The organism is Acinetobacter entericus, assembly GCF_026168575.1.
Classification (GTDB): Bacteria; Pseudomonadota; Gammaproteobacteria; order Pseudomonadales; family Moraxellaceae; genus Acinetobacter; species Acinetobacter bouvetii.
Genome location: NZ_JAPEQW010000003.1, coordinates 128,311 through 152,257, shown reverse-complemented (window position 1 = coordinate 152,257; position 23,947 = coordinate 128,311). Strand labels below are relative to the sequence as shown.

General features: G+C 41.7%; 24 protein-coding genes. 15 read left to right on the top strand and 9 right to left on the bottom strand.

Annotated features, from left to right (window positions below):
* Positions 1–14 precede the first annotated feature (14 nt).
* From OKC24_RS03670 to OKC24_RS03660, 3 genes are read left to right on the top strand one after another with little or no spacing between them, the layout of a single operon-like run.
* Positions 15–920 carry a glycosyltransferase family 2 protein gene (locus OKC24_RS03670; RefSeq protein ID WP_165499129.1) on the top strand — a complete coding sequence of 302 codons (906 nt, stop codon included), beginning with the start codon at positions 15–17 and terminating at the stop codon, positions 918–920.
* A 3-nt stretch (positions 921–923) separates the two neighbouring features.
* Complete coding sequence (gene glf / locus OKC24_RS03665) at positions 924–2,018, top strand: UDP-galactopyranose mutase (RefSeq protein ID WP_130143980.1); 1,095 nt, start codon at positions 924–926, stop codon at positions 2,016–2,018.
* 33 nt (positions 2,019–2,051) lie between these two features.
* Positions 2,052–3,143: a glycosyltransferase family 4 protein gene (locus tag OKC24_RS03660; RefSeq protein WP_228257535.1), complete on the top strand. Its 1,092-nt coding sequence runs from the start codon at positions 2,052–2,054 to the stop codon at positions 3,141–3,143.
* A 2-nt stretch (positions 3,144–3,145) separates the two neighbouring features.
* Here the strand turns inward: OKC24_RS03660 and OKC24_RS03655 are convergent, their stop codons facing one another.
* From OKC24_RS03655 to gmk, 7 genes are all read right to left on the bottom strand, one after another.
* Positions 3,146–4,363, bottom strand: coding sequence for a glycosyltransferase (locus OKC24_RS03655; protein WP_130143978.1), 1,218 nt, complete (start codon positions 4,361–4,363; stop codon positions 3,146–3,148).
* 206 nt (positions 4,364–4,569) lie between these two features.
* Positions 4,570–5,034: a heteropolymeric bacterioferritin subunit Bfr gene (bfr, locus tag OKC24_RS03650; RefSeq protein ID WP_130143977.1), complete on the bottom strand. Its 465-nt coding sequence runs from the start codon at positions 5,032–5,034 to the stop codon at positions 4,570–4,572.
* 276 nt (positions 5,035–5,310) lie between these two features.
* The gene (locus OKC24_RS03645; protein ID WP_005013177.1) at positions 5,311–5,505 is read right to left on the bottom strand and encodes a bacterioferritin-associated ferredoxin; all 195 of its coding nucleotides are present in this window, start codon (positions 5,503–5,505) and stop codon (positions 5,311–5,313) included.
* 221 nt (positions 5,506–5,726) lie between these two features.
* A complete protein-coding gene (gene ridA, locus OKC24_RS03640) occupies positions 5,727–6,110 on the bottom strand; it encodes a deaminase RidA (protein WP_067669215.1) in 384 nt (127 codons plus the stop codon).
* A gap of 71 nt (positions 6,111–6,181) precedes the next feature.
* Positions 6,182–8,287 (bottom strand): RelA/SpoT family protein, encoded by a 2,106-nt coding sequence (locus OKC24_RS03635; protein WP_265464814.1) that lies wholly within the window; start codon positions 8,285–8,287, stop codon positions 6,182–6,184.
* Positions 8,288–8,503: 216 nt separating this feature from the next.
* Entirely contained in the window at positions 8,504–8,782 is a 279-nt protein-coding gene (rpoZ, locus tag OKC24_RS03630; RefSeq protein WP_130143975.1) for a DNA-directed RNA polymerase subunit omega, read from the bottom strand.
* A 76-nt stretch (positions 8,783–8,858) separates the two neighbouring features.
* Positions 8,859–9,485, bottom strand: coding sequence for a guanylate kinase (gmk, locus tag OKC24_RS03625; protein ID WP_130143974.1), 627 nt, complete (start codon positions 9,483–9,485; stop codon positions 8,859–8,861).
* A gap of 133 nt (positions 9,486–9,618) precedes the next feature.
* Here gmk and ispH point away from each other — a divergent pair, with 133 nt between their 5' ends.
* From ispH to rplS, 12 genes are all read left to right on the top strand, one after another.
* Positions 9,619–10,569 (top strand): 4-hydroxy-3-methylbut-2-enyl diphosphate reductase, encoded by a 951-nt coding sequence (gene ispH, locus OKC24_RS03620; RefSeq protein ID WP_265464813.1) that lies wholly within the window; start codon positions 9,619–9,621, stop codon positions 10,567–10,569.
* A gap of 163 nt (positions 10,570–10,732) precedes the next feature.
* Positions 10,733–11,224, top strand: a complete 492-nt coding sequence (locus OKC24_RS03615) for a GspH/FimT family pseudopilin (RefSeq protein WP_265464812.1) — start codon at positions 10,733–10,735, stop codon at positions 11,222–11,224.
* Positions 11,221–11,730 (top strand): type IV pilus modification protein PilV, encoded by a 510-nt coding sequence (gene pilV / locus OKC24_RS03610; RefSeq protein WP_265464811.1) that lies wholly within the window; start codon positions 11,221–11,223, stop codon positions 11,728–11,730. The genes OKC24_RS03615 and pilV overlap by 4 nt, the downstream gene beginning before the upstream one ends.
* The gene (locus tag OKC24_RS03605; RefSeq protein ID WP_265464810.1) at positions 11,730–12,728 is read left to right on the top strand and encodes a PilW family protein; all 999 of its coding nucleotides are present in this window, start codon (positions 11,730–11,732) and stop codon (positions 12,726–12,728) included. The genes pilV and OKC24_RS03605 overlap by 1 nt, the downstream gene beginning before the upstream one ends.
* Positions 12,728–13,537, top strand: a complete 810-nt coding sequence (locus OKC24_RS03600) for a hypothetical protein (protein WP_180170705.1) — start codon at positions 12,728–12,730, stop codon at positions 13,535–13,537. Before OKC24_RS03605 ends, OKC24_RS03600 begins: the two co-directional genes overlap by 1 nt.
* A gap of 25 nt (positions 13,538–13,562) precedes the next feature.
* Positions 13,563–18,062 carry a PilC/PilY family type IV pilus protein gene (locus OKC24_RS03595; RefSeq protein ID WP_265464809.1) on the top strand — a complete coding sequence of 1,500 codons (4,500 nt, stop codon included), beginning with the start codon at positions 13,563–13,565 and terminating at the stop codon, positions 18,060–18,062.
* A gap of 11 nt (positions 18,063–18,073) precedes the next feature.
* Positions 18,074–18,574, top strand: coding sequence for a type IV pilin protein (locus tag OKC24_RS03590; protein WP_265464808.1), 501 nt, complete (start codon positions 18,074–18,076; stop codon positions 18,572–18,574).
* 1 nt (position 18,575) lies between these two features.
* On the top strand, positions 18,576–19,034 hold the full coding sequence (locus OKC24_RS03585; RefSeq protein ID WP_265464807.1) for a type IV pilin protein: 459 nt from the start codon (positions 18,576–18,578) through the stop codon (positions 19,032–19,034).
* A 138-nt stretch (positions 19,035–19,172) separates the two neighbouring features.
* Entirely contained in the window at positions 19,173–19,430 is a 258-nt protein-coding gene (gene rpsP, locus OKC24_RS03580) for a 30S ribosomal protein S16 (protein ID WP_005013161.1), read from the top strand.
* Positions 19,431–19,448: 18 nt separating this feature from the next.
* Entirely contained in the window at positions 19,449–19,997 is a 549-nt protein-coding gene (rimM, locus tag OKC24_RS03575) for a ribosome maturation factor RimM (protein ID WP_005013148.1), read from the top strand.
* A 42-nt stretch (positions 19,998–20,039) separates the two neighbouring features.
* The gene (gene trmD, locus OKC24_RS03570; protein WP_265464806.1) at positions 20,040–20,774 is read left to right on the top strand and encodes a tRNA (guanosine(37)-N1)-methyltransferase TrmD; all 735 of its coding nucleotides are present in this window, start codon (positions 20,040–20,042) and stop codon (positions 20,772–20,774) included.
* 188 nt (positions 20,775–20,962) lie between these two features.
* Positions 20,963–21,337, top strand: coding sequence for a 50S ribosomal protein L19 (gene rplS, locus OKC24_RS03565; protein WP_005013144.1), 375 nt, complete (start codon positions 20,963–20,965; stop codon positions 21,335–21,337).
* A 60-nt stretch (positions 21,338–21,397) separates the two neighbouring features.
* Here the strand turns inward: rplS and OKC24_RS03560 are convergent, their stop codons facing one another.
* Together OKC24_RS03560 and OKC24_RS03555 are read right to left on the bottom strand one after the other, a co-directional pair.
* The gene (locus OKC24_RS03560) at positions 21,398–22,366 is read right to left on the bottom strand and encodes an esterase/lipase family protein (protein WP_265464805.1); all 969 of its coding nucleotides are present in this window, start codon (positions 22,364–22,366) and stop codon (positions 21,398–21,400) included.
* Between the two features lie 180 nt (positions 22,367–22,546).
* Complete coding sequence (locus OKC24_RS03555) at positions 22,547–23,512, bottom strand: esterase/lipase family protein (protein ID WP_438800931.1); 966 nt, start codon at positions 23,510–23,512, stop codon at positions 22,547–22,549.
* Between the last annotated feature and the right edge of the window lie 435 nt (positions 23,513–23,947).

The following is a 23,947-nucleotide window of genomic DNA, read 5'->3' as shown; positions in this document are numbered from 1 at the left end:
TTGAGAGTTTTTATATGAATATTAATGCACTTGTTGTGACGTATAATCGTAAAGAATTACTTGTAGAGTGTATTAAAGCTTTAGAGTTACAAACATTGACGCCATCTAGGATTTTGGTTATTAATAATGCATCTACTGACGGAACAGTAGGGTTTATAAAGAAATCCAATTTACTTGAAAATAGTAAAATAACATTAATTAATTTGGATGAAAATATTGGTGGGGCAGGTGGCTTTTCAACTGGAATGAAATACGCTTTTGATAATGGTGCTGATTATGTTTGGATGATGGATGATGACGCAATGCCTCATCCTAAAGCACTTGAAAATTTGATGAAATATGCAACTTCAAAGCATATCTATGGTTCATTGGCAATCAATGGAGAGTATACTGCATGGAAAACATACTTAATTTCAGAAAATAGATCTGTTAATTTAAAAGAAGAAGTACCTGAAATATCCGAAGTTCAAAGTCTTCCATTTCTTGGTTTTTTAACGAGTAAAGAGATTTATAAAAGTATTAAGTTGCCTGATACATCTTATTTTATAGCAGCAGATGATACTGAATATTGTATGCGTGCTCAAGAGAATGGTTTTAAAATATTTATTTGCGGGAATAGTTATATTGATCATCCAAAGGCTGTGTATCAAGAGTTTAATGTTTTGGGAAGAACAATTAATTATGTATCCTTGCCACCTTGGAAACGATATTACGATACTAGAAATAGAATTTTTATAGCCAAGAAATATTTTGGCATTAGACTTTATTTACTAACATTACCAAGTATTTTTTTTAGACTCTTAATCTCATTAACTATTGAAAAAAATAAATATCAACAGTTAAAGGCATATTTTTTTGGGGTATATGATGGTTTGCTTAAAAAAGGTGGAAAGCGTCATGAGCAACGAGGATTTATTTAGCAAATGAACATTTTGATTATTGGTGCTGGTTTTGCTGGATCAGTTGTTGCAAGAGAGCTTGCGGAAGCTGGGCATCAAATATTAGCTGTCGATAGACGTGAACATATTGCAGGTAATGCTTTTGATGTAAAAGATCAACATGGCATTCTCATTCATCAATATGGCCCGCATATTTTCCATACTAATAGTGAAAGAATTTTTAACTATCTTTCGAAATATACTGAATGGTATCAATATGAACATCGTGTCCGTGGTGTCGTGGATGGAAAAGAATATCCATTTCCCATTAATCGTGATACTTTAAATCAACTTTATGATTTAGATTTAACAGAAGAACAAGCATCTGAATATTTTGAAAAAGTACGTGAACCCAAAGAAAAAGTACTAACCAGTGAAGATGTTGTACTTAATTCAGTCGGTCGAGATTTATATGAAAAGTTCTTCTTAAACTACACCAAAAAACAATGGGGTTTAGATCCATCTAAACTAAAAGCAGGTGTGGCGGCACGTATTCCAACACGTACCAATACAGATGACCGATACTTTACCGATACTTATCAAGCAATGCCTTTACATGGCTATACAGTTATGTTTGAGAATATATTAGATCATCCAAATATTAAAATTCAATTGTCTACAGAATTTACAGATATTTTAAAATCTAATCTCATATTTGATCATATTGTTTATACAGGGCCGATTGATGCTTTTTACGAATTTAAATTTGGCCATTTACCTTATCGATCATTACGCTTTGAACATGAACATTTATCATCTCAAGAATGGTATCAGTCTGTTGGAACAGTAAATTATCCAAATAATTATGAATATACGCGTATTACCGAATTTAAACATCTAACTGGGCAAATGCACTCATCCACTTCTATTGTAAGGGAATATCCAACAGCAGATGGTGACCCATACTACCCGATTCCACGAGATGAAAATGAGGTTCTATTTAAGAAGTATAAAGCTTTAGCAGATGCTGAAGAGAGGGTAACCTTTGTTGGGCGTTTAGCTGAATATCGATATTATAATATGGATCAGGTTGTAGGCGCTGCCTTAAATGCAGCTGATAAAATTTTAGTGAGAAAATAATTGAAAATAGCATTCTTATGTAAACGGCAATATATGTCTAAAGATGTAATACTGGATAAATATGCCCGTTTATATGAGATACCAAATCAATTAGCATTGTTAGGACATCATGTAGAATGTTTTTGTTTGAGTTATCAATCTCATTCTGAAGGGCGTTGGGATGAGTCTAATGAGTCTAAAACATTGGTTTGGCATTCAAAAAGTTATAAAGGCGTGAAAAAAGTTGGGTTGATCACTTACCCGATTTTACTTTTACAGCGGCTAAAAAAAATTCAACCAGATGTAATTGTTGCTGCTTCAGATATTCCTCACATTGCATGGGGGGCATGGTGTGCTAGAAAGTTAAATATTCCATTTGTAGCTGATCTTTATGATAATTTTGAAGGATTTGGTCAAGCTAAAATTCTAGGTATGAAAACGCTTTTACGCAAGGCAGTATGTCGGGCGGATCTCATAACAACAACAAGCCAACCCTTAGCTGAATTAGTGAAACATGCTTATGGGGCCCAAGGTAAAGTTATATCGATGCCGAGTACAGTAGATACTAAAATATTTGTATCAAATAATAAATCTGAAGCAAAAAAGTTATTAGGTCTACAGTCTGATTGTATTTATATTGGTACGGCAGGTGGGTTGTATCGTGATAAGGGGGTTGATGTGATTTACCAAGCCTGGAAAATTATTGAAAAACATATGCCGAATGTACATTTGGTCATTGCTGGCCCATATAATGATAACTGCCCACCACCAGAAGGCGAGAGAGTTCATTATCTAGGTTCATTAACACATTCAAAAATTGCAATGCTATTTCAGGCTTTGGATGTTGGTATCATCTCAATTTTAGATACGCCTTTTGGGCGCTATTGTTTTCCCCAAAAAGCCTATGAAATGTTGGCATGTCAATTACCTGTTGTTGTTGCGAATGTAGGGGAGATGAATTATTTATTTAAACAAACACCACAATCGTTATTTGAAGCTGGTAATGCTCAAGATTTGGCAAATAAATTGATGAAACAGATTCAAAGCCCAGTGCAAAATCATGTTTTTATAGAGGATTGGACTGGGGTGATTCAACAAATCGAACCTCATATTTCATCTCTTAAGGAATCTTTTAGACTGTCATAACATTATTTATTTTGAGAAAAACAGGCAATACTCATATGTAAAATATTTGCATATTTTTTTGAGATACTTTCCCAATCTATCAAGTCGATTGCATTTTTCCTAATATGTATGGCTCTTGCTTGGGCAATTGCAGGGTATTTTAGTGCTTCTGATATGGCATTCACCAACTCTTGAGTATTGCTAGGGTTAACTGCAATTTGTTGAATCTCTGCACCTAATAAATCTTCAATACCTGCAACATGTCCCACAATAGCAGGGCATCCAGTACCAATTGCTTCCATAAGCGCAACAGGTAGCCCTTCTTGATCGCCATTATCAGCTCGAACAAATGGGGCAACAAAAAGTGTAGCTTTTTGATAAAGTTCAGGTAATTGTTCTTGAGCTAGTGCGCCAAGAAATTTAACATGGTTTTTAAGACCTAAAGCTTTAACTTGTTGTTTTAGTATTAATTCTTCAGGACCAAAGCCAGCAATATTTAGGTTTAAATTAGGGTGTTCTTTAAGTAAATGTGGTAAAGCGAGAAGTAAATAATTTAGACCTTTCTTTGGGACTAAACGGCCAACAAAAAGTAATTCATGGGTATTTCTGCGAACTTTTAAATTGGGGGTGAAACGATTTTTTAAATCTACACCCATAGGAATCACTTGTAATATTTTAGGTTTAATGGAGACTTGAGCTAAATATTCCTCCATCGCTTGACTGACAACAGTCATTGCAGTTGCTTGTTCTGCCACTATTTTTTTGACTTTTGTTAAGGTGTTACCTTGCAGCCCAAATAAATCACCTCCATGTGAAGTCACAACAAAGGGGATCTTATATGCTTGAGCGAGAATACATGCAATCCAACCTTGCGGAATTAGCCAATGTGCATGAATTACATCAATTTTATGTTCTTTTAAAATTTTTCTAATTGCTAAATATTGGCCTAAAATAAAGCCAGGAATCAGAAGCCATTTCCATCTATAAGTTTTTAAATTATTAACGATGCCTCCATTATTAACCAAAGACTGTAATCCCTTAGGTGCATAGCGATATCGAATTACCTCTACGCCATCGAGTACTCCATCAACGTCTGAATCTACTGCATCAGGTACAAGTGCAATAACATTAAATTCAGAGGTTAATCTTTTGCTTAGTTCATGTATAAAACCAGGTTCATGGTCTCCAGACCAGCGCGGATATGTCGATGCTAGTACTAATATTGTTTTTTTTGTAGGCATTAAGTGCTCGGGTAAAATCGATCAAATGTGTGATTAAATAAGTTTAACAATAATTACTGAGATATGTTATTTATTGAAAAATTGATGCTTGTTACTATATATCATACCGAAACTTTATTTATAATGCTTAATATTTCAAACAGCGTTCTTTGGTATAGGATAAATATAAAAAACCCACATCAGCAGGTTTTTTATCAAACTATCTGTTAAATCCGACTCTGAATATAATTCTCAAGACCTACGGTCTCAGCTAGATCCAGTTGTGTCGTAGTCCAGTCTAAATACTCTTCTTCTTTCTCTAGAATTTCTTGGACTAAATCACGGGTAACATAGTCTAGCTGCTCTTCAGCAAGCGCTACGGCCTTTTGAATGGCTTCAATATTTTCTTTGACTTTGCGTACATCGCAGTTGAGTACTTCAAGCGTATGCTGGCCAATATAAAGCTTGCCCAAGTGCTGCAGATTCGGCAATCCTTCCAGGAAAAGAATGCGTTCAATAATTTTATCCGCATGCTTCATTTGACGGATGGACTCTTTATATTCAGCAGAGCCCAGCTGTTCAATGCCCCAGTCATTAAACATGCGTGAATGCAGGAAATACTGGTTGATTGCAGTTAAATGATGATAGAGCACCTGATTTAACTGATTAATTACATCACGATTGCCTTTCATTGCATTTGCTCCATCAAACATAAGGCCCTGAATAAAATATGCGGGCTGGAAAATTTCAGTCTTAGAAATATCTTAAACAAGAAGCAGGGTGTTGGCGAGTAATTTATTGAACAGCAAATGAAAATCGCAATCAAAAACGATTGCTCCGGAATACAGCCCGGCATGCATAAAATAAAAACCCGCTTAGAGTCAAAGCGGGGGAGGAGGAATGATCATCAGACCATTGGTGTTGTCATTATGATTATTGGGTTGAATTTTGAATATTAGTTAATGCGCTTAAGCGGCGATGGCTAAACGGGCCGCAATTTGCGAGACTTCATCACTGATAATTGCGCGGGCTTCTGGGGCGCAACGGCCACAGCAGGTGCCTAAATCAAGCATATCGCGCACTTCACGGTAGCTCTCAGCGCCATTGGCGACCGCATCTTTAATGTCTTGATCAGTAATACCGCGGCACAAACAAACGTACATGGATTTACAGCCAGATAGTTTAAATAGGATAAGTAATATTATTGATAATTATTATCGTTTGTCAATAAAAATCATTTTAAAAAGCAATGAATCTGATTGGAATCCTGAATAAAAAAACACCGCCTGAGCGGAAATTTGAGTATTGCTCGAATTTCCGCTCAAGGGCGGCTCATAATTTATAGTGAAAATATAAAGCTAGAACTTTAATTTTATTATGTAACTTATTGATTAATAATGACGATACCATCCATTTCTACCAGTGCATCTTTGGGCAGGCTCGCCACACCGAGAGCTGCGCGCGCAGGGTAGGGCTGAGCAAAATATTCGCCCATAATTTGGTTGACCAGCTGGAAGTTGGATAAGTCAGTTAGAAAGATATTCAGTTTGGCGATATCGGCTAAAGTCCCGCCGGCGGCTTCACAAACGGCTTTGAGGTTGTCAAATACGCGGCGGATTTGCGCTTCAATACCGTCTACCAGTTCCATGCTGTATGGATCTAAGCCAATTTGGCCTGAAAGATACAAGGTATTTCCAACCAGAATGGCTTGAGAATAAGTGCCGATTGCGGCGGGGGCATTTTCAGTATGGATTACTTGGCGAGGCATTGATTTCTCCTTATATCTTATGCAGACATCATACCCGATCTGACACGATCGAGTGCGCTTTATCGAAATAATTAGCTGGCAATAGAGGTTTCAGCCGTATTGAGGGGCTGGGCAAGGCGCGCAATGCGGGGGAATCCGAAATGCATGCGCAGATTGCGGATGACTTCGGCGATTTGCTTGCGGTTGTGTACGACGATGTTGACATAGGTCTTGCCGTCATGGGGGCGGACGGACTCCACCCCGACTTTTTCTTTACGGCATTGATAAATCAGTTCAGACACCTGTTCATCATTCATATTGATATTGATGCTGAGATAGGCGCTGAAACTGATTTCATCCGTATTTTCGGTATTCCACTGCAGCGGCATAATGTTCTCCGGATGCAGATGCTGCTCATGCAAAAGATTATGGCAGCGGGAGCGGTGAACAATCAGCCCGCGTCGGGATAAATGCCCTTGAATCGGATCGCCGAGCACCGGATTGCAGCAGTGTGCATACTTAACATCAATGCCTTCCGTGCCTTGAATCAAACGGTCAGATGCTGCGACTTCCCGTGGCGCATCTTGCGCAAATAAATGATTTGCCACCAGCTGCGGCAGCAAATCACCAACGGCTATTTGCTCATAGAGGTCGTCTGGGCTGTTAATGTGCCGCCATTCCAGAACGTTTTCCCAGTCGGATTGAGTGAGATCTTTGATAGAGCGGTTAAACAGCTTTAAGGCGCGATTCAGCGCTTGCTGGCCGACAAGGCGCTGTTCATCTAAATCCTGATCGCGCAAAATATTTTGCAGCGCGCGGCGCGCCTTTTGCGTATTGATAAAGCTCAGCCAGTCTGGGTTGGGTGTTGCAAGCACATCGGTGATAATTTCAATTACCTGGCCGCTTTGCAAAGGCGTGGACAGCGGTTTGGTTTCGCCATTGATCTTTGCGCCTACGGCATGGTTGCCGAGGAATAAGCTGGCAGAATAGGCAAAATCGACTGCTGTCGCGCCTTGAGGCAATTCATGCAAATGGCCATGCGGGGTGTAGACCCAAATTTTTTCTTGATGCAGATAATCCAGCAGGTCATTGAACGTGGTTTTGGCGCATTCACCGTCAACCAGTACATTCAGATTCTGCATAGACGCCTGAATGGCGGAGCGGCAAGCCTGCGGCGCATTCTCACCTAAAACAACACCGAAGCGGGCGGCTTTGCGCATAAGTTCGGTTTGAATAGTGAGTGACAGTGTGGTCTTTTCGCCTTTTAAGCGCATCATCAGTGATTGGTTGCCGCCAGGCAGTGGACGGCGGATATGGTCTTCATAGTGCAGCACTTGAAAGCTGTTGCGCAAGATTTCAGCAAGCCGGTCACAGTCGGCAATGCTTTGCAGGATAATCTCAAAGGCGTGACTGTGAGTCAGCTCTTGCAGGTCAATGTCATTTTTGACGAAGTGGCGCAGCAATTCAATATTGTTGTTTTTCTTTTTGATGCGGCCGGCAATTTTATGCTCTTGCAGAAGGGAAGTTAAGTTGTTTTCCCATTTAGTTTGATATTCACAGCGTTTGGGCTTGGTTTTCAGCAGGGCATCCTGAACATTGTTATACATATCCAAATCTAAGTTTTGGTAGCAGAGATGCTCAAGGTTGTCGGCCATTTCATTCATGCCGACCAGACGCGCCATTGGAACAAAAATTTCAAAGGTTTCTTGCGCTATGCGGGCGCGCTTATCAGGCCGCAGCGCGCCTAGGGTGGTCATGTTGTGATAGCGGTCAGCCAGTTTAATAATAATGACACGCGGGTCTTGCAGGGTGGCTTGCAGAATCTTTCGAAAAGAAGCGGCTTTATTGTATTCTTTGTCACTGGAATGGCTCAGTTTGGTTACGCCATCGACCAGTTCAGCGACAGTTTTGCTGAAGCGTTCAGCAATATCTTCTTTATTGAATTCGGTGTCTTCAATGACATCGTGCAGCAGGGCTGCCATCAGCGTTTCTGCATCCAGGCGCATATGCGCTAAAATGCAGCTGACTGCAATGGGGTGTAGAATATAGGGGTCACCGCTTTTGCGGGTAATGCCGTCATGCGCCACATCAGCATAATCGCAAGCTTCAAGCACACGTTCGACATCGCTTTCTGAAAGATAAGCGTCGATAATTATTTTGAGCTGCTGCTTGGCTTGGCTGACCTCTGGGCCTGGCATAGAACACCTTTTACTGCTGAATTACAAATGAAATGGTTAATCCTCTAATGAAATGCATATTGCATAACTTGTCAATTTTTTCAGTAAAAAAAAGTGAAAAAAATAGCAGGAAAACCAAATTTAGGCTTTCTTTATAACTGTTCTTGCGCAAATATAAAAGATCGAACCATAAAAAAAGCCTAGTATAAAACTAGGCTTTTTGACCGGATCATCTTGTTAGAAAGAAAAACCGTCTAAATTCAAGTTGTTTGCAGAAAGCGCAAGATCCAAGCTAGATGCCTGATAGTCTTGATCACGCTGTTTCAAAATGTCTTTAGATACGTGGCCTTCAGCAATTTCGCGCAATGCAACCACTGTAGGCTTGTCGTTATCCCATTCTACAGTCGGCTCAATGCCTTGACGTGCCAATTGACGCGCGCGTTTGCTTGCCACTAGTACAAGCTCAAAGCGGTTGTCTACATGGTCTAAACAATCTTCAACGGTTACGCGTGCCATAAGAATTCTCGTTTGAATAGTAAATTTGAACAGACTGCGCAGTATAAAAGGCTTTGCCTGCAGACTCAAGTTTTAATCACAAAACACTGGTCGGGGTAATCAGTTTTTGAATTAAATCCTGATGGCGCTCAGACTGCTGTTTCAGTACCAGGCGGTTGGCAATGATGACAGCTTCAAGATCATGCAATGCTTTATTGAAGTCATCATTAATAATGACAAAATCAAAATTCACATACTGCTGCATGTCTTCAACAGCGCAGCTGAGGCGGTGTTCAATCACTTCGACAGAGTCTGTGCCGCGGTTGGATAGGCGCTGGCGCAAATCAAACTGGCTAGGCGGCAAAATAAAAATTTGTTTGGATTCAGGAAAAAGCTTGCGGACCTGTTCGGCGCCTTGCCAGTCAATTTCAAGCAAGACATCGTGGCCTTTTGCCAGCTGTTCTTTTACTGTGCGCTGGGCAGTACCGTAATAGTTGCCGAAAACTTCAGCATATTCAATAAATCCGCCTTCTTGAACCAATGCCAAAAAGTCTTCTTTGGTTGAAAAGTGATAATGAACGCCGTCAAGTTCGCCAGGGCGCTGGCCGCGGGTCGTATGGGAAACGGAAACATGCAGATTATTGACACGTTCAAGTAGGGCTTTAACAAGAGATGTTTTGCCTGTTCCTGACGCTGCAGAAACGACAAACAAGAGACCCGACATGATATTTTTCCTGATATGATAAAATATCTTCTCTATTTTAGAGCAGACGACCTGCAAACAAAATAGCCAAGCGTCTTTTTGTTGGCATTTATTTTAAAATCGTTTGCGCATTGATTTGAACATTGAGGGTTCTATGGAAATTGTATTGGCTAATCCCCGTGGTTTTTGTGCAGGTGTCGACCGAGCAATTGCGATTGTGAACCGCGCCCTTGAATGCTTTAATCCGCCGATTTATGTGCGTCATGAAGTGGTGCATAACAAATTTGTGGTCGATGACCTGCGTCAGCGCGGCGCTATTTTTGTGGATGAGCTGGATGAAGTTCCGGATGACAATATTGTGATTTTCAGCGCGCATGGTGTATCCAAAGCAGTCCAGCAGGAAGCGGAGCGGCGCGGCTTGAAAGTGTTTGATGCAACCTGCCCGTTGGTCACCAAGGTGCATATTGAAGTCACCAAGTATGCGCGCGAAGGCGTAGAGGCGATTTTGATTGGTCATGAAGGTCATCCGGAAGTCGAAGGCACTATGGGGCAATACGATACCAAAAATGGAGGTTCGATCTATTTGGTAGAAGATGAAGCAGATGTGGCGGGCCTAAATGTCCGAAACCCAGCCAAAGTGGCTTTTGTGACGCAAACGACTTTGTCTATCGATGATACGGCTAAAGTGATTGATGCATTGCGTACCAAATTCCCTCTGATTCAGGGGCCGCGTAAAGATGATATTTGCTATGCCACGCAAAATCGCCAGGATGCTGTCCGCGATTTGGCTGCGCAATGTGACGTGGTTTTGGTGGTGGGTTCGCCAAATTCATCGAACTCAAACCGTCTGCGTGAGTTGGCGGAGCGGATGGGCAAGCATGCATATTTAGTGGACAATGCGGATCAGCTTGAGCAGAAATGGTTCACTGAAACTGCCAAAATTGGTGTCACTGCAGGCGCCTCTGCGCCGGAAATTTTAATTAAGCAGGTGATTCAGCGTTTGCAGGATTGGGGAGCTGCGGCGCCGCAGGAGCTGGCAGGCCGTGAAGAAAATATCACTTTTAGTTTGCCAAAAGAGTTACGTATTCCTGTAACTCAGGCATAAAGTGTTGATTACTTAACATTCTGATATTTTTAAAAATTTGACAGATAATTGCTTTTTGGCAATTATCTGTTTTTTTATGCCATTTATCCTTATTTGTGTTGGTTTTGTAATTTAATTAGATATTATTTTTAATAGGGTAACGTTTTGGTGCCTTGGGGGGCGTATGCAGAAAAATAAAGGATTCACATTAATTGAGTTGCTGGTGACGATTGCTGTGCTGGCGGTTGTTGCTTCAATTGCAGCGCCTTCTTTTAGCAATTTATTGATTAAAGAGAATCTTAAAACTACGGCTTTTAATATGCGGGATACTTTAAAAGAAGCCCGCAGTCGGGCATTGCTGAACAGGGCGTCTACTGTGGTATGTACATCATTGAGCAAGTCTGCATCTGCTGTTACTCAAGATGGATGCGGTGCAAATTTGACAAACTATGCAACGACTATGTCGGCTTCGCTAAAAAAAGATAGTGTCTTTGTGGTAAATGTTGAAAAAAAAATAAATGTTAAAAGTACGTCGAGCGACAGTTTTGTGTTTTCTGCTCGAGGAAATTTAACGGCTGCACAAACCATCACTTTTTGTTCTTCTGCTGGGTCATATGTTTTAACGGTTGGTATCCCTGGAACAGTTGAAATTACACAAGGGGGAGCCTGCTCATGATGAGTGTTTCCAGCCAAAAAGGCGTTGGATTGATCGAAGTTCTGGTTGCGATGTTAATCCTTGCTATCGCAATTCTGGGCTATGCGGCGCTGCAAGTCAGAGCAACAGCTGCGACAGAAGAATCAATTAAAAGGGCTGATGCGCTTATTTTACTGAATGGACTTGCAGAAAAAATAAGATTAAATCCGACAGGTGATTACAAGGCAGCTGTACCGAGTTCTTTGCCTAACTGTAATAGCGGCTGTAATGCGGCGAATCAGGCGCTTTATGACTTAAAACAATACAGTGATGTTGCGGGATCAAAAGGGATGAAAGTTGGCGTAATGAATTGTTTAAATACTTCGGCAAGTCAGGAGCGATTATGTTTAATCGCGGCTTGGGGGGAAACTCAGCCAATTACTGATGCTAAAGCTACTCCAGATGCTCCCGCAGTTCAAAATGCATGTTTAAAAACAGATGGAAAATATGCAGATGATTCTAGTTGCTTGGTGCTGGAGGCATATTAATGAAAACATTTAAACAGGCTGGTTTTACACTTATTGAGTTAATGATTGCAATCACATTGGGCCTGATATTGGTTGCTGTAGCAATTCAGATGCTTGTCAGTGGACAGCAAAACTATCGGATTCAATCCTCTGCTGCGTCTTTGCAGGATAGCGGTTTATTTGGGATTAATTACGTCACGAAAAATATCCGTTTAGCAAACCATGGCAATGCCAGCATTATTAATGATGAGTCTCTGTACGGCGGTATTGTGTTAAGCAATCAAACGAGCAGCACGGCTACTCCTCCTGCGGATGGCAATTTAAAAGGTTTGAAAATTGGAACTGCCTTGCTGACGGGCAATAACTTGGTATCGGCAAGTGTGAATAATGACAGTGCATTTAGTACTTTTCCAAAAAGTGATCAGCTGGTGATTATGTATCAAGCACCTATGGATACTTTCACATGTGATGGTAAAAAAGTACGAGGGCCAGTAAAAATACGAGAAACAAAAGAAACAGGAGAAATCAGTATCACCTATGCCAAAGGCTGGTATGTGATTGAAAGATATTATATTAATAAGGCATCAGGCAAGGATGAAGCAAACCTGAATTGCTCCTCAAGTATGTTTATTGCAGATGGAGAAACTGTTCCACAAACTTATGAGTCTCAAACTATTAATGCTGTAAATACACTGACAGCAAATTATGTAGCAAATGCTGGTGAAATTATTGCAAAAAATATTGAATACATGAGAGTGCAATTGGTTGTTCGCAATACCAATGGTACTACACGTACTTTAGGTGTGAATGACTATAAAGCAATTACGACATTGCCGCGTCCAGCTGTAATTGGGGTGAATCTAGGCTGGCTTGTACGTTCTTCAGAAAAAGTAGCAATGGCTGAAAAAACAGAATTCAAAGTTTTAGATCAGACGATTACTGCGGCAAAAGACGGTTACCTGCGTCAGGTTTACACCACAACAATTGCGATCCGTAATGGTGGATTGGGGGATATCTAATGATAAATCATTCAAAACACCAGCAGGGTGTAACCCTAATTACTGTATTGATTTTACTGATATTGATCACAGTTGTTGGCTTATACGCTATCCGCAACAGTATTTTTAGCCTAAAGCTAGCGACGAATGCTCAAGTCCAAACCTTATTAATGCAGACTTCCGACGTTGCATTGGATCATTTAGAAAAAAACTTTAATGCCAATGAAAGCACAAATTTAGCGGGTACGCCAATTGGGCAAGTTTTATTAGATGGCAACCAAGGTAAGGAGCTGCAGTTTTGTTTTAAACCAACAGAAATAGAAAGCAGTGCGGCTAAAAATAACATGTTCTTTAATCTTGGAGATTTCCGGATTATTGAGCGAGCTTCGGCGACTGCTGCTACAGGTGTAAGCGCTGCGCTTTCTGGAGATATTGATGCGGTTTGTAATCCAGAAAAAATGTTTTCTATCAGCCGTAAAGCAATTGTGACGCAGGTTTCTGTGGTGAATCCGGATGATCCTGCAGTGGAAATGCGCAAATTTGAATTAACCAATAAAAATACAGATTTGAAGGCGGATGTAGATACCAAGCGTATCCGTGTGGTTGCCACATCGTTTGCTCCTGCAATGGCGCCGTCTGTAACTTTATCGGATATGAATGCGTGTTTGAGCGGGCGTGTAATGGATGATCTGTTATTAAAAAATAGAGCTGATAGTACAAGTGGGCAAGTTAAAGTTGAAACTTTGCATGAGTGTCTAAATCAGCTGGGTGTGCCGCTAAATACGCAAGTTGCAGAATATGTAGTCCGCTTAACCGAAGCAAAAAATTAAGCACTGGAAGATTGGGAGAAGAGAAATGAGATTAAAACCCCTTGTAATAATGATGGCCTTGCTTCCAGTGATGGCGGTGCCTACAAGTACGGCAGTTCTTGCGAGTGACTTGAGTCTGTATAGAGGAAATACGACTGGAAAAACGTCTATTCTACTTATGCTGGATACGTCTGGGAGTATGGGGATTAGTTCACTGGTGTTGCCTAATAATAATACATTAGGCAGTCCTGGTGATGTCGATCCACAGTATGCAAATACAGCCACACCAATGTGTGATAGAGTAAATGTTGATGAAGGTGGAGTATTTAAGCAATGGGCATATAATGCTTTAGATAAGCGTGTTGGAAGTGATACTTATAATAAAACATCATTTAAGAAAACTGTAAATATTAACGGTCGAGTAATTTCATACTATTTACGTGGTTGCGGTAATCCAAGTATTGATTCTGCTGGAAAATTAATTGAGTCTTCTACAGGTAAATTTGATCGTTTATCTCGTTTAAAAGATGCTCTTATTCAATTGTTGGCTGATAGTAGTATTCCTAACACTACTTATATGGGGTTAGGACATTTTTCTGCAAAAACACCTTTAACCGTAGGAACTACAACCAACAAATTAGTTGATGGTCACTCTGGAAGAATATTAGTTCCAAATGCACAACTAAATGCAGCCCAAAGGGAGAAATTGATTTTACAGTTAGTGAGTCTTAAATCAGTCGACACTACAACTAATGAAGATGGTACAGCAAACGCTAATTTAAAATTATCCAGTACAGCCTATCCAGATATTTTTAAAGCCTCAAGTGGTACGCCAACAGCTCATGCTTATGCTGAAGCAGCAGCCTATATGATGGGAACGACTACAGGACAGGATTCCAGCTTACCTTCAACAAGTACAATCTTGTATGATGGTTATTCTGTGATGCAAAAATCGGATGATGCAACTAAACAAGTTTATTATGTATGTGTCGCATTAGGTACTGAACGTCCAACTGCATTAGGCGCAACCGTGATGGCTTGTGATAATGAGTGGAACAAGAGCGAGTCGGATTGGTACGATGCAACAAATAAGCGTATGGGCTCAACAATTAAAATTTACAAACCCAATGGTAGTGGAGGTTGGCTACAAGTAACACCAATAGAGTTGAAAAATACACAAAATGTGGGAGATATGAATTCTCTATGGGAGACTCATGCAAAATTACCTGTGGGTTGGCGCTATGGTGGCTGGATGAAACTAGCCCATGAACCGATGGATATTGAACCTATTGGTGGTAAGGTTTGGGGGAATAAGGGAGCAAATAATCTAGTTTCTTATCGTAGTAGTCCTTTCTCGATAAAAACTGGTACAACAACACAAACAGTAAATACCCAAGGATTTCAAAATTGCCCATCAGGTTATTCTGTGATGAGCAACTGGATTGCATTATGTCAAAAATCAGATATATGGACTAGGAATGCGACGAATGAGGAAAAAAAAGCTAAAGAATGTTTGAGTCCAGCGGATGGAAGTGTCAATCCATTACCTGATGCTAGAAACGAACAAGGTAACCCTCATACCGAGACTTACAATATGAGACAAACATCTTATGTTAGTTCAGGTAAAAATAATGAAAAAGATAGTGTATGTAAGCAAACTGTTTCCGCAGTGAATCGCCCATGGGGAAATATTACACAAACCGTTACAACTTCAGGTCCTGTTGATAATAATTATGGCGGTTTTGCTTATTCTGCGACTAATACAAAAAATGGTAATGTATATGAAGCAGGCGGTTCAACTAGCTCTTGTGATGGTAATGGTATTTACTTTTTAACAGATGGTTCACCAAACTCGACTAAAGATAGTATGGCGCAGACTATCATGAATACATCTTTAAATAACTCTGCTTCATTTGGTTTTACTGGGAAACCATCAGGAGCAGGCGTTTTAGTATCGCCAACTCTAAATTCTGGTTTATTTAAGGGTGAGACTGGAGGGTGGGAGTATATTGGTGAATATGCTAAAAAAGTGCGTAATAGAACAGATGCATCTAATACGCAAAAGAACCCTGCTGATATGAACATTAAAACAGCTGTGGTTGGTTTTGGTGCTTCATTTGCCGGCATTACAAAAAATGCTGATGGTACTTATAATTGTTCGAGTGCGCCAAATGATGATGCAAAAAATGCATGTTTATGGGGCAGTAAGGCATATGGAGACGGCGGATTTTATTATGCTGAAAATTCTGACGATATTAAAAATAGTATTATTAAATTTGTATCGGATGTAACAGTTGGTTTTACCCCTTCAAGCTTGGGCTCTATTTCTGTACCGCGCGATCCTTTAGATCAGACTAAGTCAATGACTGAAGGCTTTTTCCCAATGATTATGCCTATGGAAGATTCTACCTTCCGTACATGGGCGGGGAATTTAAAGAAATATAAAATTCTTGGCGGTACGCTAAAAGATAGCAGCAATAATGCGATTTATAAAGTTGAAAACAATCAGCAGATTATTAACTCATCTGCAAAGGATTTATGGTCAAACGCAGCTGCTGGTGCAGATCATTCAATAATTAATAGTGGCGGTGCATGGAATAAAATTCCTGTTCCATCTACAGCTTTGGCTGCAGCAGACTCAATCAGCAATATAGATAGCGAGCGTAAAGTCTATATTCTAGATGGCAGTTCTTTAAAGAAAGTTACCAAGACAAATCTGGCAACGGATACTACTGGTACAGATGCACTGAGCGGGACTTACACAATTAACCAGCGCTTAGCTTTGTTGAATTATATGGGATATCAAACTACATTCCCTGCAGCCGCGACTCAAACAACTTTAACTTCTACAGAAATTAATACGCTTGCAGTTAATCCTGCTAGCCCATATAGATTCCTTGGCGGGGCTGTACACTCAACACCTTTAATGCTTACTAAAGAGGCAACAGTAAGCGGGGCTAACGCGGCAGGTACTCGTGATGAATACACTGTTTATGGCTCTATGGATGGCGGTTTGCATATTGTAGATGCTAAAACTGGTAAAGAGCAGTCGGTATTTGTTCCGCCAGAAATTATAACGAATCAATATGATACGTTGGCTGGTAAAGATTCAAAAGGGGTGGGTAGCCTGTCGGGTATAGCTTATGGTGTAGATGCGCCATGGGTAGCGGACAATACTTTTAAAGTGCAGATTACTAAGTCTGGCACGACTGCAACCACAAAATATGTTGCCAATAAAATGAATATTTATGGCGGTTTGCGTATGGGCGGCAAGGGGCTTTATGGATTGGATATTCTTAGTCCAGCAAGTCCGAAGCTGTTATTCCAAATTAAACCGACAACATCAAATGAATTTCAGCGAATGGCTCAAATCTGGGCTAAACCGACGATTGCTGAAATTCGTGTCAAAGGCGAACGTAAAAAAGTTTTAATTTTTGGCGGCGGTTATGATGCTGATGTTTATGAAAAACCAGCGGCTACTTTTACAGAGCCGTCCTCAACTTATGGCAATGCTTTATACGTAGTAGATGCTGCAAATGGCAACTTGATCTGGATGAGCAGTTCAAATGGTTCAGGAATTAGCGAAACTTATAAAAAAACGATCAATAACGATATAAATTACAGTGTAGTGGGGCAGCCTGTGGTGCGTGATTATGATGCAGACGGCCTTGCAGACATGATTTATTTTGCAGATTTGGGCGGACAGATTTTCCGTGTAGATTTGAATAACAACAATCAAATGTCTGCAACAACAAATACGAATATTGCAGTGCGTGTGCAACCCTTAGCGAAGTTAAAAAATGGAGCATTTGTACCGCGTTTTTATGACCGTTTATCGACTGCCGTCTTTGATGATGGGCAAAACCGCTTTGTACTTGTGACAGCGGGTTCTGGCAATCGCAGTTTTCCTTTGGAAGCAGAGGTTGGCGGGAAAAACAAAATCTACGGTTTAATTGACCGTGATGCAGCGGCCAATGGTTTGGAAAACTCGAGTTTCACATATGCTGCAACTATTTTGCCAGCGAATTTGGCTAATTCAGGCATACTTGGCAAAACGGCTACTAAGCAAATTTCTGCTGCTGACATTGCTAATATGAAATTAACAACTGGCAGTACTATGCTTCGCGGCTGGAGCTTTGAACTTCACTCAGTAGACTCTGGAAATTATGCGCGTGCATTTGAAGAGTCGCAGCTCATTACTGGCGATTTATATGTTAGCCTGTATGATCCGCAAGCGACATTGACTGGAACCGTGAGCGGCTGTGGTGGCGGTGTGACAGGTATCTCTACGACTCACCGTATTTGCATGCCGTATGGTGACTGTGCAGCATATGTTAAAACCAGCTATCAAGGTATTAATGGTCCTGCCTTTGGCGCAGTTTCCTCTACGGATCCACGAACAACCATGTTAGTTGGACCTATTGCGGAGACACAAGAAGCTTGTGTGGGGAATTGCCCAACTGCAAATACAGCTTTAACTAATAAAAATCTGTATACATATAGCCAGGCACGTAAGATTAAGCCTGTCCGCTGGTTTGAGTGGTAAGGGAAGCGTGTATGGGGAAATTTCAAAAAAACACAGCAGGGTTTACCTTGCTTGAATTGATGGTTGTTGTTGTGATAGCTGCAGTTCTTGCAGCTATCGCTATACCCAGTTATCAAGCTTATACTGCCAGGGCGTACAAGTCTAAAGCACAATCTGAAATGCTTAAAATTGCTGAGCGGCTGGAAAATTATAAAGGCAAGCAATTAAGTTATGCAGGCTATGTACCAGAGCATCAAACAGCGAATAAGGGTGAAATTAATATTCCATATGATTCAGGAACTGATTTTGATTATCAAATCAAATTAGTCGATATCAATGATTCAACCATTGCCTTGGAAGATTCTGCTGTTGGACAAGGGTGGAAAATGATTGCGGTTCCAAATCAATTAAAAGGAAATGCACTGAGAGCTTCTCAATATTTATTATTGGATTCTCGTGGGGTGAAATGCATGACTAAAGATGCGTTAACAGTTTCCAGCACCAGCTGCACGAATGCCGAAGATTGGAGATAGTATGAGAGGATTTAAAGGATTTACTCTTGTAGAGTTGCTGATTGTCGTTGTTATTATCGGAATATTAGCGGCAATTGCATTGCCTTCATATCAAAGTTATGTAAAAAGAAAAAATCGCGTAGAGACTCAAAGTACAATGATGGAAATTGCACAAAAATTGCAGTCCTACAAGTTGTCTAATGGAGATTATGGGGTAAATAATTCTACGTCGAGTTATGCGGTGAATCCATTGACTAACCCAGCTATTTATGGACAAACGGTATCACCAAGAAGCGGTCCTGCATTGTACAACCTAACGATAACAGCTTCTCCAAATGCATCTTGGACAATGACAGCAACACCTATATCAACAGGGATGCAAAAAAGTAACGGAGCACTGACCTTGACGCATTCTGGTACACAATGCTGGTTTAAAAAAGATGATGCTACAGGCAGTTGCTTAAGCTGGGCTGATAAATAAATTCAAAGCTGCGGATAAGTGAATATTAATCTTTCCCTTTGAGTGAATTTAACGTAAAATATTGCCCTCTATGAAAGGGGTTTGAAGTGTATCGATGGTCGGTACAGGGATAATCCGTAAAAACTATAAGGTTGTATCATGGTAGTTATTCGTCTTGCACGCGGTGGTGCTAAAAAACGTCCGTTTTATCAAATCATTGTGACTGATAGCCGCAATGCACGTGACGGTCGTTTCATCGAACGTATCGGTTTCTTTAACCCTACAGCACAAGGTAAAGCAGAAAAACTTCGTTTAGATGCTGACCGTTTTGCTCATTGGGTTTCTCAAGGCGCTCAACCGTCTGACCGTGTTGCTTCTTTAGCTGCTCAAGCTAAAAAAGCTGCAGCTGCTGTTTAATACGGTAGTAGCTTGCCCATGACACCAACACAGAATGTTCCAGAAGATCGTATTCAGATTGGACAGCTACGTTCAGCATATGGATTAAATGGGTGGCTCTGGGTCTATTCCAATACAGAACCTATGAGCAACATCTTTGACTACCTGCCTTGGTACATTGAGACCAAAGCAGGTTGGCAAACAGCAGATGTAAAACGCTGGAAACCGCATGGTAAAGGCTTAGTTGTTTCGCTTAAAGGTGTGAGCGATCGCACGGCAGCAGACAGTTTGGTGGGTACCAATGTTTGGATTTCAAAATCGCAGCTGCCTCAAGCAGGCGTGGACGAGTATTACTGGTCAGATTTGAAAGGCTTAACCGTGTTAGGCCTGAATGATGATGAGCAGGAAGTGAATCTCGGTCAAATCCACGAGCTGTTTGAAACAGGCGCTAACGATGTGATGGTGGTTCGCGCTACCGCAGACAGCGTCGATGGCGAAGAGCGCATGATTCCATGGCATAAAGATGTGGTGCAGCGGGTTGATCTCGAAGCGGGTCGCATCTACGTGAATTGGGGCGTAGATTATTAATCCTTTTAGGATTCACTCAGCAGGAAAATAGAGGAGTCTGCGGTGTTTTTTGCAGTCATTACGCTTTTTCCTGAAATGTTTGAAGCGATTACAGCCTACGGTATCAGCGGGCGCGCGGCAAAAAACGAAATTGTGCAAGTTCATTGCATCAATCCTCGGGAATTTGCTGAGGGCAACTACAAGAGAGTGGATGAACGTCCATTTGGCGGTGGCCCCGGTATGGTGATGATGGCTGAGCCTTTGGCAAAAGCAATCCACCGTGCCAAAGAGCTTGCAGCGCAAGCAGGTGCAGTTCACGTTCCAGTGGTGTATATGTCACCGCAAGGAAAGACCTTAAATGAATCCGCAGTACAGCAGTTTGTCGAATATGACGGCCTGATTGTATTGTGCGGGCGCTATGAAGGTGTTGATGAGCGTTTGATCCAGCAATATGTTGATCAGGAATGGTCAATCGGAGATTACGTATTATCGGGTGGAGAGCTTCCTGCGATGGTTTTGTTGGACAGCATTATCCGGAGGCTTCCGGGTGCGATGTCTGATGAGCAGTCACATGTGCAAGACTCATTTGTGGATGGTCTTTTAGACTGCCCGCAATACACCAAGCCAGATTATTTTGAAGGTTTGGATGTGCCAGAGGTTTTAAAATCCGGGCATCATGCCAATATTGAAAAATGGCGGTTTTTGCAGCGCTATCAGCGGACACTTGAACGCCGTCCAGAGTTGGCGGAACAGGTCGAACTGACGAAGCAGCAAAAAAAATGGCTGAAAGATTTGTAAGGCATGGATGAGTAATCATCTCTGTCTTCGAAAACAGTACTTAAAATTATTTTAAGTATTCTTTAATAGGCTCTTTATTGGCTGAGATGGTCAACAATAAAGAGAAAGATAATCGGGTGTATGCGCCTTAGCCTCTATACCCAGCGGATATCAGACCTCTTCTGACCCGCACATATCGGAGATACCCCATGAGCGGTAAGCATCCTTTAGTTCAAGTAATTGAAAACGCACAGCTAAGAACTGATCTGCCTGAATTTGCACCAGGTGATACAGTGATTGTTTCTGTAAAAGTTAAAGAGGGCGACCGTGAACGTCTTCAGGCTTTTGAAGGCGTTGTAATTGCGAAGAAAAACCGTGGCTTGAACTCAGCGTTCACAGTACGTAAAATTTCTAGCGGTGTTGGTGTTGAACGTGTTTTCCAAACACATTCTCCAATCGTAGCTAAAGTAGAAGTTAAACGCCGTGGTGATGTTCGCCGCGCTAAACTTTACTACCTACGCGAATTGTCTGGTAAAGCTGCACGTATTCGTGAAAAATTGCCAGCTCGTAAAGTTAAAGCTTAATTTTAAGTTTTCACACGAGTTAAAAAATGCGCCTAAAGGCGCATTTTTTATGCCTGTATTTTATAAGCCCTGAAGCTTTAAGCGGTTGGCATGCTGACGGTAGACATCTACAGGATCCGGGGCGAATAAAGCCTTTAAGCCTAAGACCTGATTGACTTCATCCAAATGGTTCCAATTGTAATTGTCGCGGATGGTTTTACCGAATTTGGCGCTGCATCTGGGCACGAGGCCATCATTATCCTTGCCGCCATCAATCAAAAGGGCTGTGAATTTCAGCGCTGAGTCTAAATCCAGCACATTGGTCACTTGCCCGACACCGGTAAATGAATAGTTATAAATGCCTTGTTCGAGAGCTTTGCCATCACCGCAGGCTGTAGCAGGAATGCCGATTGGGAATTTGGCGTTATATGCGGCTGAACCCGCCAAAGTGAGGCTTCGGCCGCCTGCCAAAGCATCATGCGGATAACTGTTTGGGTCTAACCCCTGTGCCCAAGTGATGGCTTTAGACACAAAGTTGACTGCGCCGACTAAGGGCGCTTCAACCGCAGTGCCTTCCGCTTTTAAAATGAGGTCCGCAACTGGCGAGCCTTTATGCGGCCCGCCAATGCTGGTCAGGGATGCAACAACATCTGGGCGCACACCTGCCACATAGCGGATTGTCGGGCCGCCATGTGAATGGCCGACCAGATTTACTTTGTCTGCGCCTGTAATCGCGCGGATTTCTAAAACTTGCTGCAGCAACTGCTCACCGCGGACTTCTGTGGAGTTTAAAGGGGATACGCGGGTTGCCCAGGCGCTGGCGCCATTGCGCGCTAAATCAGGCAAGATCTGATACCAGTAGTCTAGGCCAAGGTCATCGGTGCCTACCCGTATAAAGCCAGCCATGCCGTGGTTAAAAACGATTGGATATTGGGTTTTGGCATAGGCCGATACGGTTTTGTCAGCTTTTACCTGAGTGGCTTGCGACGCGCCGGCTGTGCTTCCAATAAAGACGAACAGTATGCCTGCCGCGAGAATTCCATATTTCATTGATGCATCCTCTGTTTTTTTAATTTTATTTTCTGACAATACAAGTTGTCACCAATATAAAAACAGCCTGCTGAAAGAAATGCAAAGCACTGCAGATAAAGTGTATTTGGAGTTGTAACAAATTTTATTTATATGCATTGAAAGATAAAAAGCCCGCTCAGCATGGGCGGGCTTCTGTGCTTATAAGCCCTGAAGCTTCAAGCGGTTGGCATGCTGGCGGTAGAGTGCGACAGGGTCCTGTGCAAACAGGCCTGTTAAGCCAAACATCATATTGGCTAAGTCGGTATGGTTCAGCTTGTAGTCATCGCGGATCACTTGACCGATGTACGCGCTGCAGCGCGATACCATGCCGTCATTGTCCTTATTGCCGTAAGATAGCGGCCCTAACTGCATCAGGATGGTGTCAATATCCAGCAAGTTGGTGGTTTGCGCTACGCCCGTCCAAGAGTAGTAGCGCACGCCTTTCGTATCGACTGAATTTAAGTTCTTGCTGCAGTTTTCAGAAGAAGCCAAAACGCCGGCGGCAACGGCAGATTTTGCGACAGTTGCATTGAAGGCGGCAGATCCTGTTTGCGACAGCGATTTCATTGAGGCATCAAAATCAATGCCCAGCTCAGGCTTGGATTGCGCCAAGGCAATCAATGGCCCAATAATATAGTCGCCTAAAATATTAAAAGCAGATTTAGTCAGTTTGTTGCCTTGGATATCATCGGCTACTTTAGAACCGTGATAGGTGCCCGCGACTCCGGTAATTGATGCCAGATACTGCGGCTTAGTCGCGGCAACATAAAGCACCGTCGGGCCGCCATGCGAGTGGCCGATCAGATTCACTTTGTCTTTGCCGGTAATGGCAAGCACATCTTCAACTTGGGTGATCAGCTGTTCTCCGCGGTATGCTGTGGTGTTTGCCGGTGAAAGCTGGGCCGCGAAGACGGTTGAGCCGTTGCGCGCCATATCCGGCAAAATTTGATACCAGTAGTCAATATTGAAACTGTCATTGCCGATGCGGGACCAGCCTAACCAGCCGTGAACCATTAAAATCGGATACTTGGTTTTCGCATAGTCAGATTTAGCTGTTTCTTTGACTTGCAAAACGCTTGGAGCCGCCTGTGCGCCTGCCGATAATCCTAACGCGAAGCCCGCCATTATGCCTAAAGAGGCCATTTTGGCTTTTGTTGTGAAAGTACGCATATGCATTCCTTTGTTTGGAGTTGTTGTTATTGCTGTTTTTAATAATGTGTAGCAAATTGCGTGCAGCAAACTCTCTAATGCATCTTGAAAAGGATATTCAAAAAGTGTTGCGCAGAACATCCGGGTTGTTATTTTTAGAGAGTGAAGATAAAGCAGATGCCACGCTATTTTTTCATGAAATTTGATTTATTCCATGTCATTTGGGGTCTCAAAATGTCCATAAATGTCATCTATTTGCTATACATTTGTCCTGAAAAGCTAAGAAAAGCAGGGATATTGACCTTCTTTTTCCGTTTTATTAAAGAAAAACAGAAACAAAGAATATTGTGCGGCGCGAAGGCATGCCGAAAATAAAAAAAAGGATGCATGTGCATCCTTAAATTTCATCAA

Excerpts from the sequence above, each read along its gene's own strand:
- rpoZ (WP_130143975.1), bottom strand. The coding sequence starts at position 8,782 with ATGGCACGCGTAACCGTTGAAGATTGTTTAGACCATGTAGACAACCGC.
- rimM (WP_005013148.1), top strand. The coding sequence starts at position 19,449 with ATGACACCAACACAGAATGTTCCAGAAGATCGTATTCAGATTGGACAG.
- OKC24_RS03605 (WP_265464810.1), top strand. The coding sequence starts at position 11,730 with ATGAAAACATTTAAACAGGCTGGTTTTACACTTATTGAGTTAATGATT.
- ridA (WP_067669215.1), bottom strand. The coding sequence starts at position 6,110 with ATGCCTCGCCAAGTAATCCATACTGAAAATGCCCCCGCCGCAATCGGC.
- OKC24_RS03560 (WP_265464805.1), bottom strand. The coding sequence starts at position 22,366 with ATGAAATATGGAATTCTCGCGGCAGGCATACTGTTCGTCTTTATTGGA.
- glf (WP_130143980.1), top strand. The coding sequence starts at position 924 with ATGAACATTTTGATTATTGGTGCTGGTTTTGCTGGATCAGTTGTTGCA.
- OKC24_RS03655 (WP_130143978.1), bottom strand. The coding sequence starts at position 4,363 with ATGCCTACAAAAAAAACAATATTAGTACTAGCATCGACATATCCGCGC.
- OKC24_RS03645 (WP_005013177.1), bottom strand. The coding sequence starts at position 5,505 with ATGTACGTTTGTTTGTGCCGCGGTATTACTGATCAAGACATTAAAGAT.
- rplS (WP_005013144.1), top strand. The coding sequence starts at position 20,963 with ATGAGCGGTAAGCATCCTTTAGTTCAAGTAATTGAAAACGCACAGCTA.
- OKC24_RS03600 (WP_180170705.1), top strand. The coding sequence starts at position 12,728 with ATGATAAATCATTCAAAACACCAGCAGGGTGTAACCCTAATTACTGTA.
- OKC24_RS03660 (WP_228257535.1), top strand. The coding sequence starts at position 2,052 with ATGTCTAAAGATGTAATACTGGATAAATATGCCCGTTTATATGAGATA.
- OKC24_RS03670 (WP_165499129.1), top strand. The coding sequence starts at position 15 with ATGAATATTAATGCACTTGTTGTGACGTATAATCGTAAAGAATTACTT.
- OKC24_RS03595 (WP_265464809.1), top strand. The coding sequence starts at position 13,563 with ATGAGATTAAAACCCCTTGTAATAATGATGGCCTTGCTTCCAGTGATG.
- bfr (WP_130143977.1), bottom strand. The coding sequence starts at position 5,034 with ATGAAAGGCAATCGTGATGTAATTAATCAGTTAAATCAGGTGCTCTAT.
- OKC24_RS03615 (WP_265464812.1), top strand. The coding sequence starts at position 10,733 with ATGCAGAAAAATAAAGGATTCACATTAATTGAGTTGCTGGTGACGATT.
- rpsP (WP_005013161.1), top strand. The coding sequence starts at position 19,173 with ATGGTAGTTATTCGTCTTGCACGCGGTGGTGCTAAAAAACGTCCGTTT.
- OKC24_RS03555 (WP_438800931.1), bottom strand. The coding sequence starts at position 23,512 with ATGGCGGGCTTCGCGTTAGGATTATCGGCAGGCGCACAGGCGGCTCCA.
- ispH (WP_265464813.1), top strand. The coding sequence starts at position 9,619 with ATGGAAATTGTATTGGCTAATCCCCGTGGTTTTTGTGCAGGTGTCGAC.
- pilV (WP_265464811.1), top strand. The coding sequence starts at position 11,221 with ATGATGAGTGTTTCCAGCCAAAAAGGCGTTGGATTGATCGAAGTTCTG.
- OKC24_RS03585 (WP_265464807.1), top strand. The coding sequence starts at position 18,576 with ATGAGAGGATTTAAAGGATTTACTCTTGTAGAGTTGCTGATTGTCGTT.
- OKC24_RS03590 (WP_265464808.1), top strand. The coding sequence starts at position 18,074 with ATGGGGAAATTTCAAAAAAACACAGCAGGGTTTACCTTGCTTGAATTG.
- OKC24_RS03635 (WP_265464814.1), bottom strand. The coding sequence starts at position 8,287 with ATGCCAGGCCCAGAGGTCAGCCAAGCCAAGCAGCAGCTCAAAATAATT.
- gmk (WP_130143974.1), bottom strand. The coding sequence starts at position 9,485 with ATGTCGGGTCTCTTGTTTGTCGTTTCTGCAGCGTCAGGAACAGGCAAA.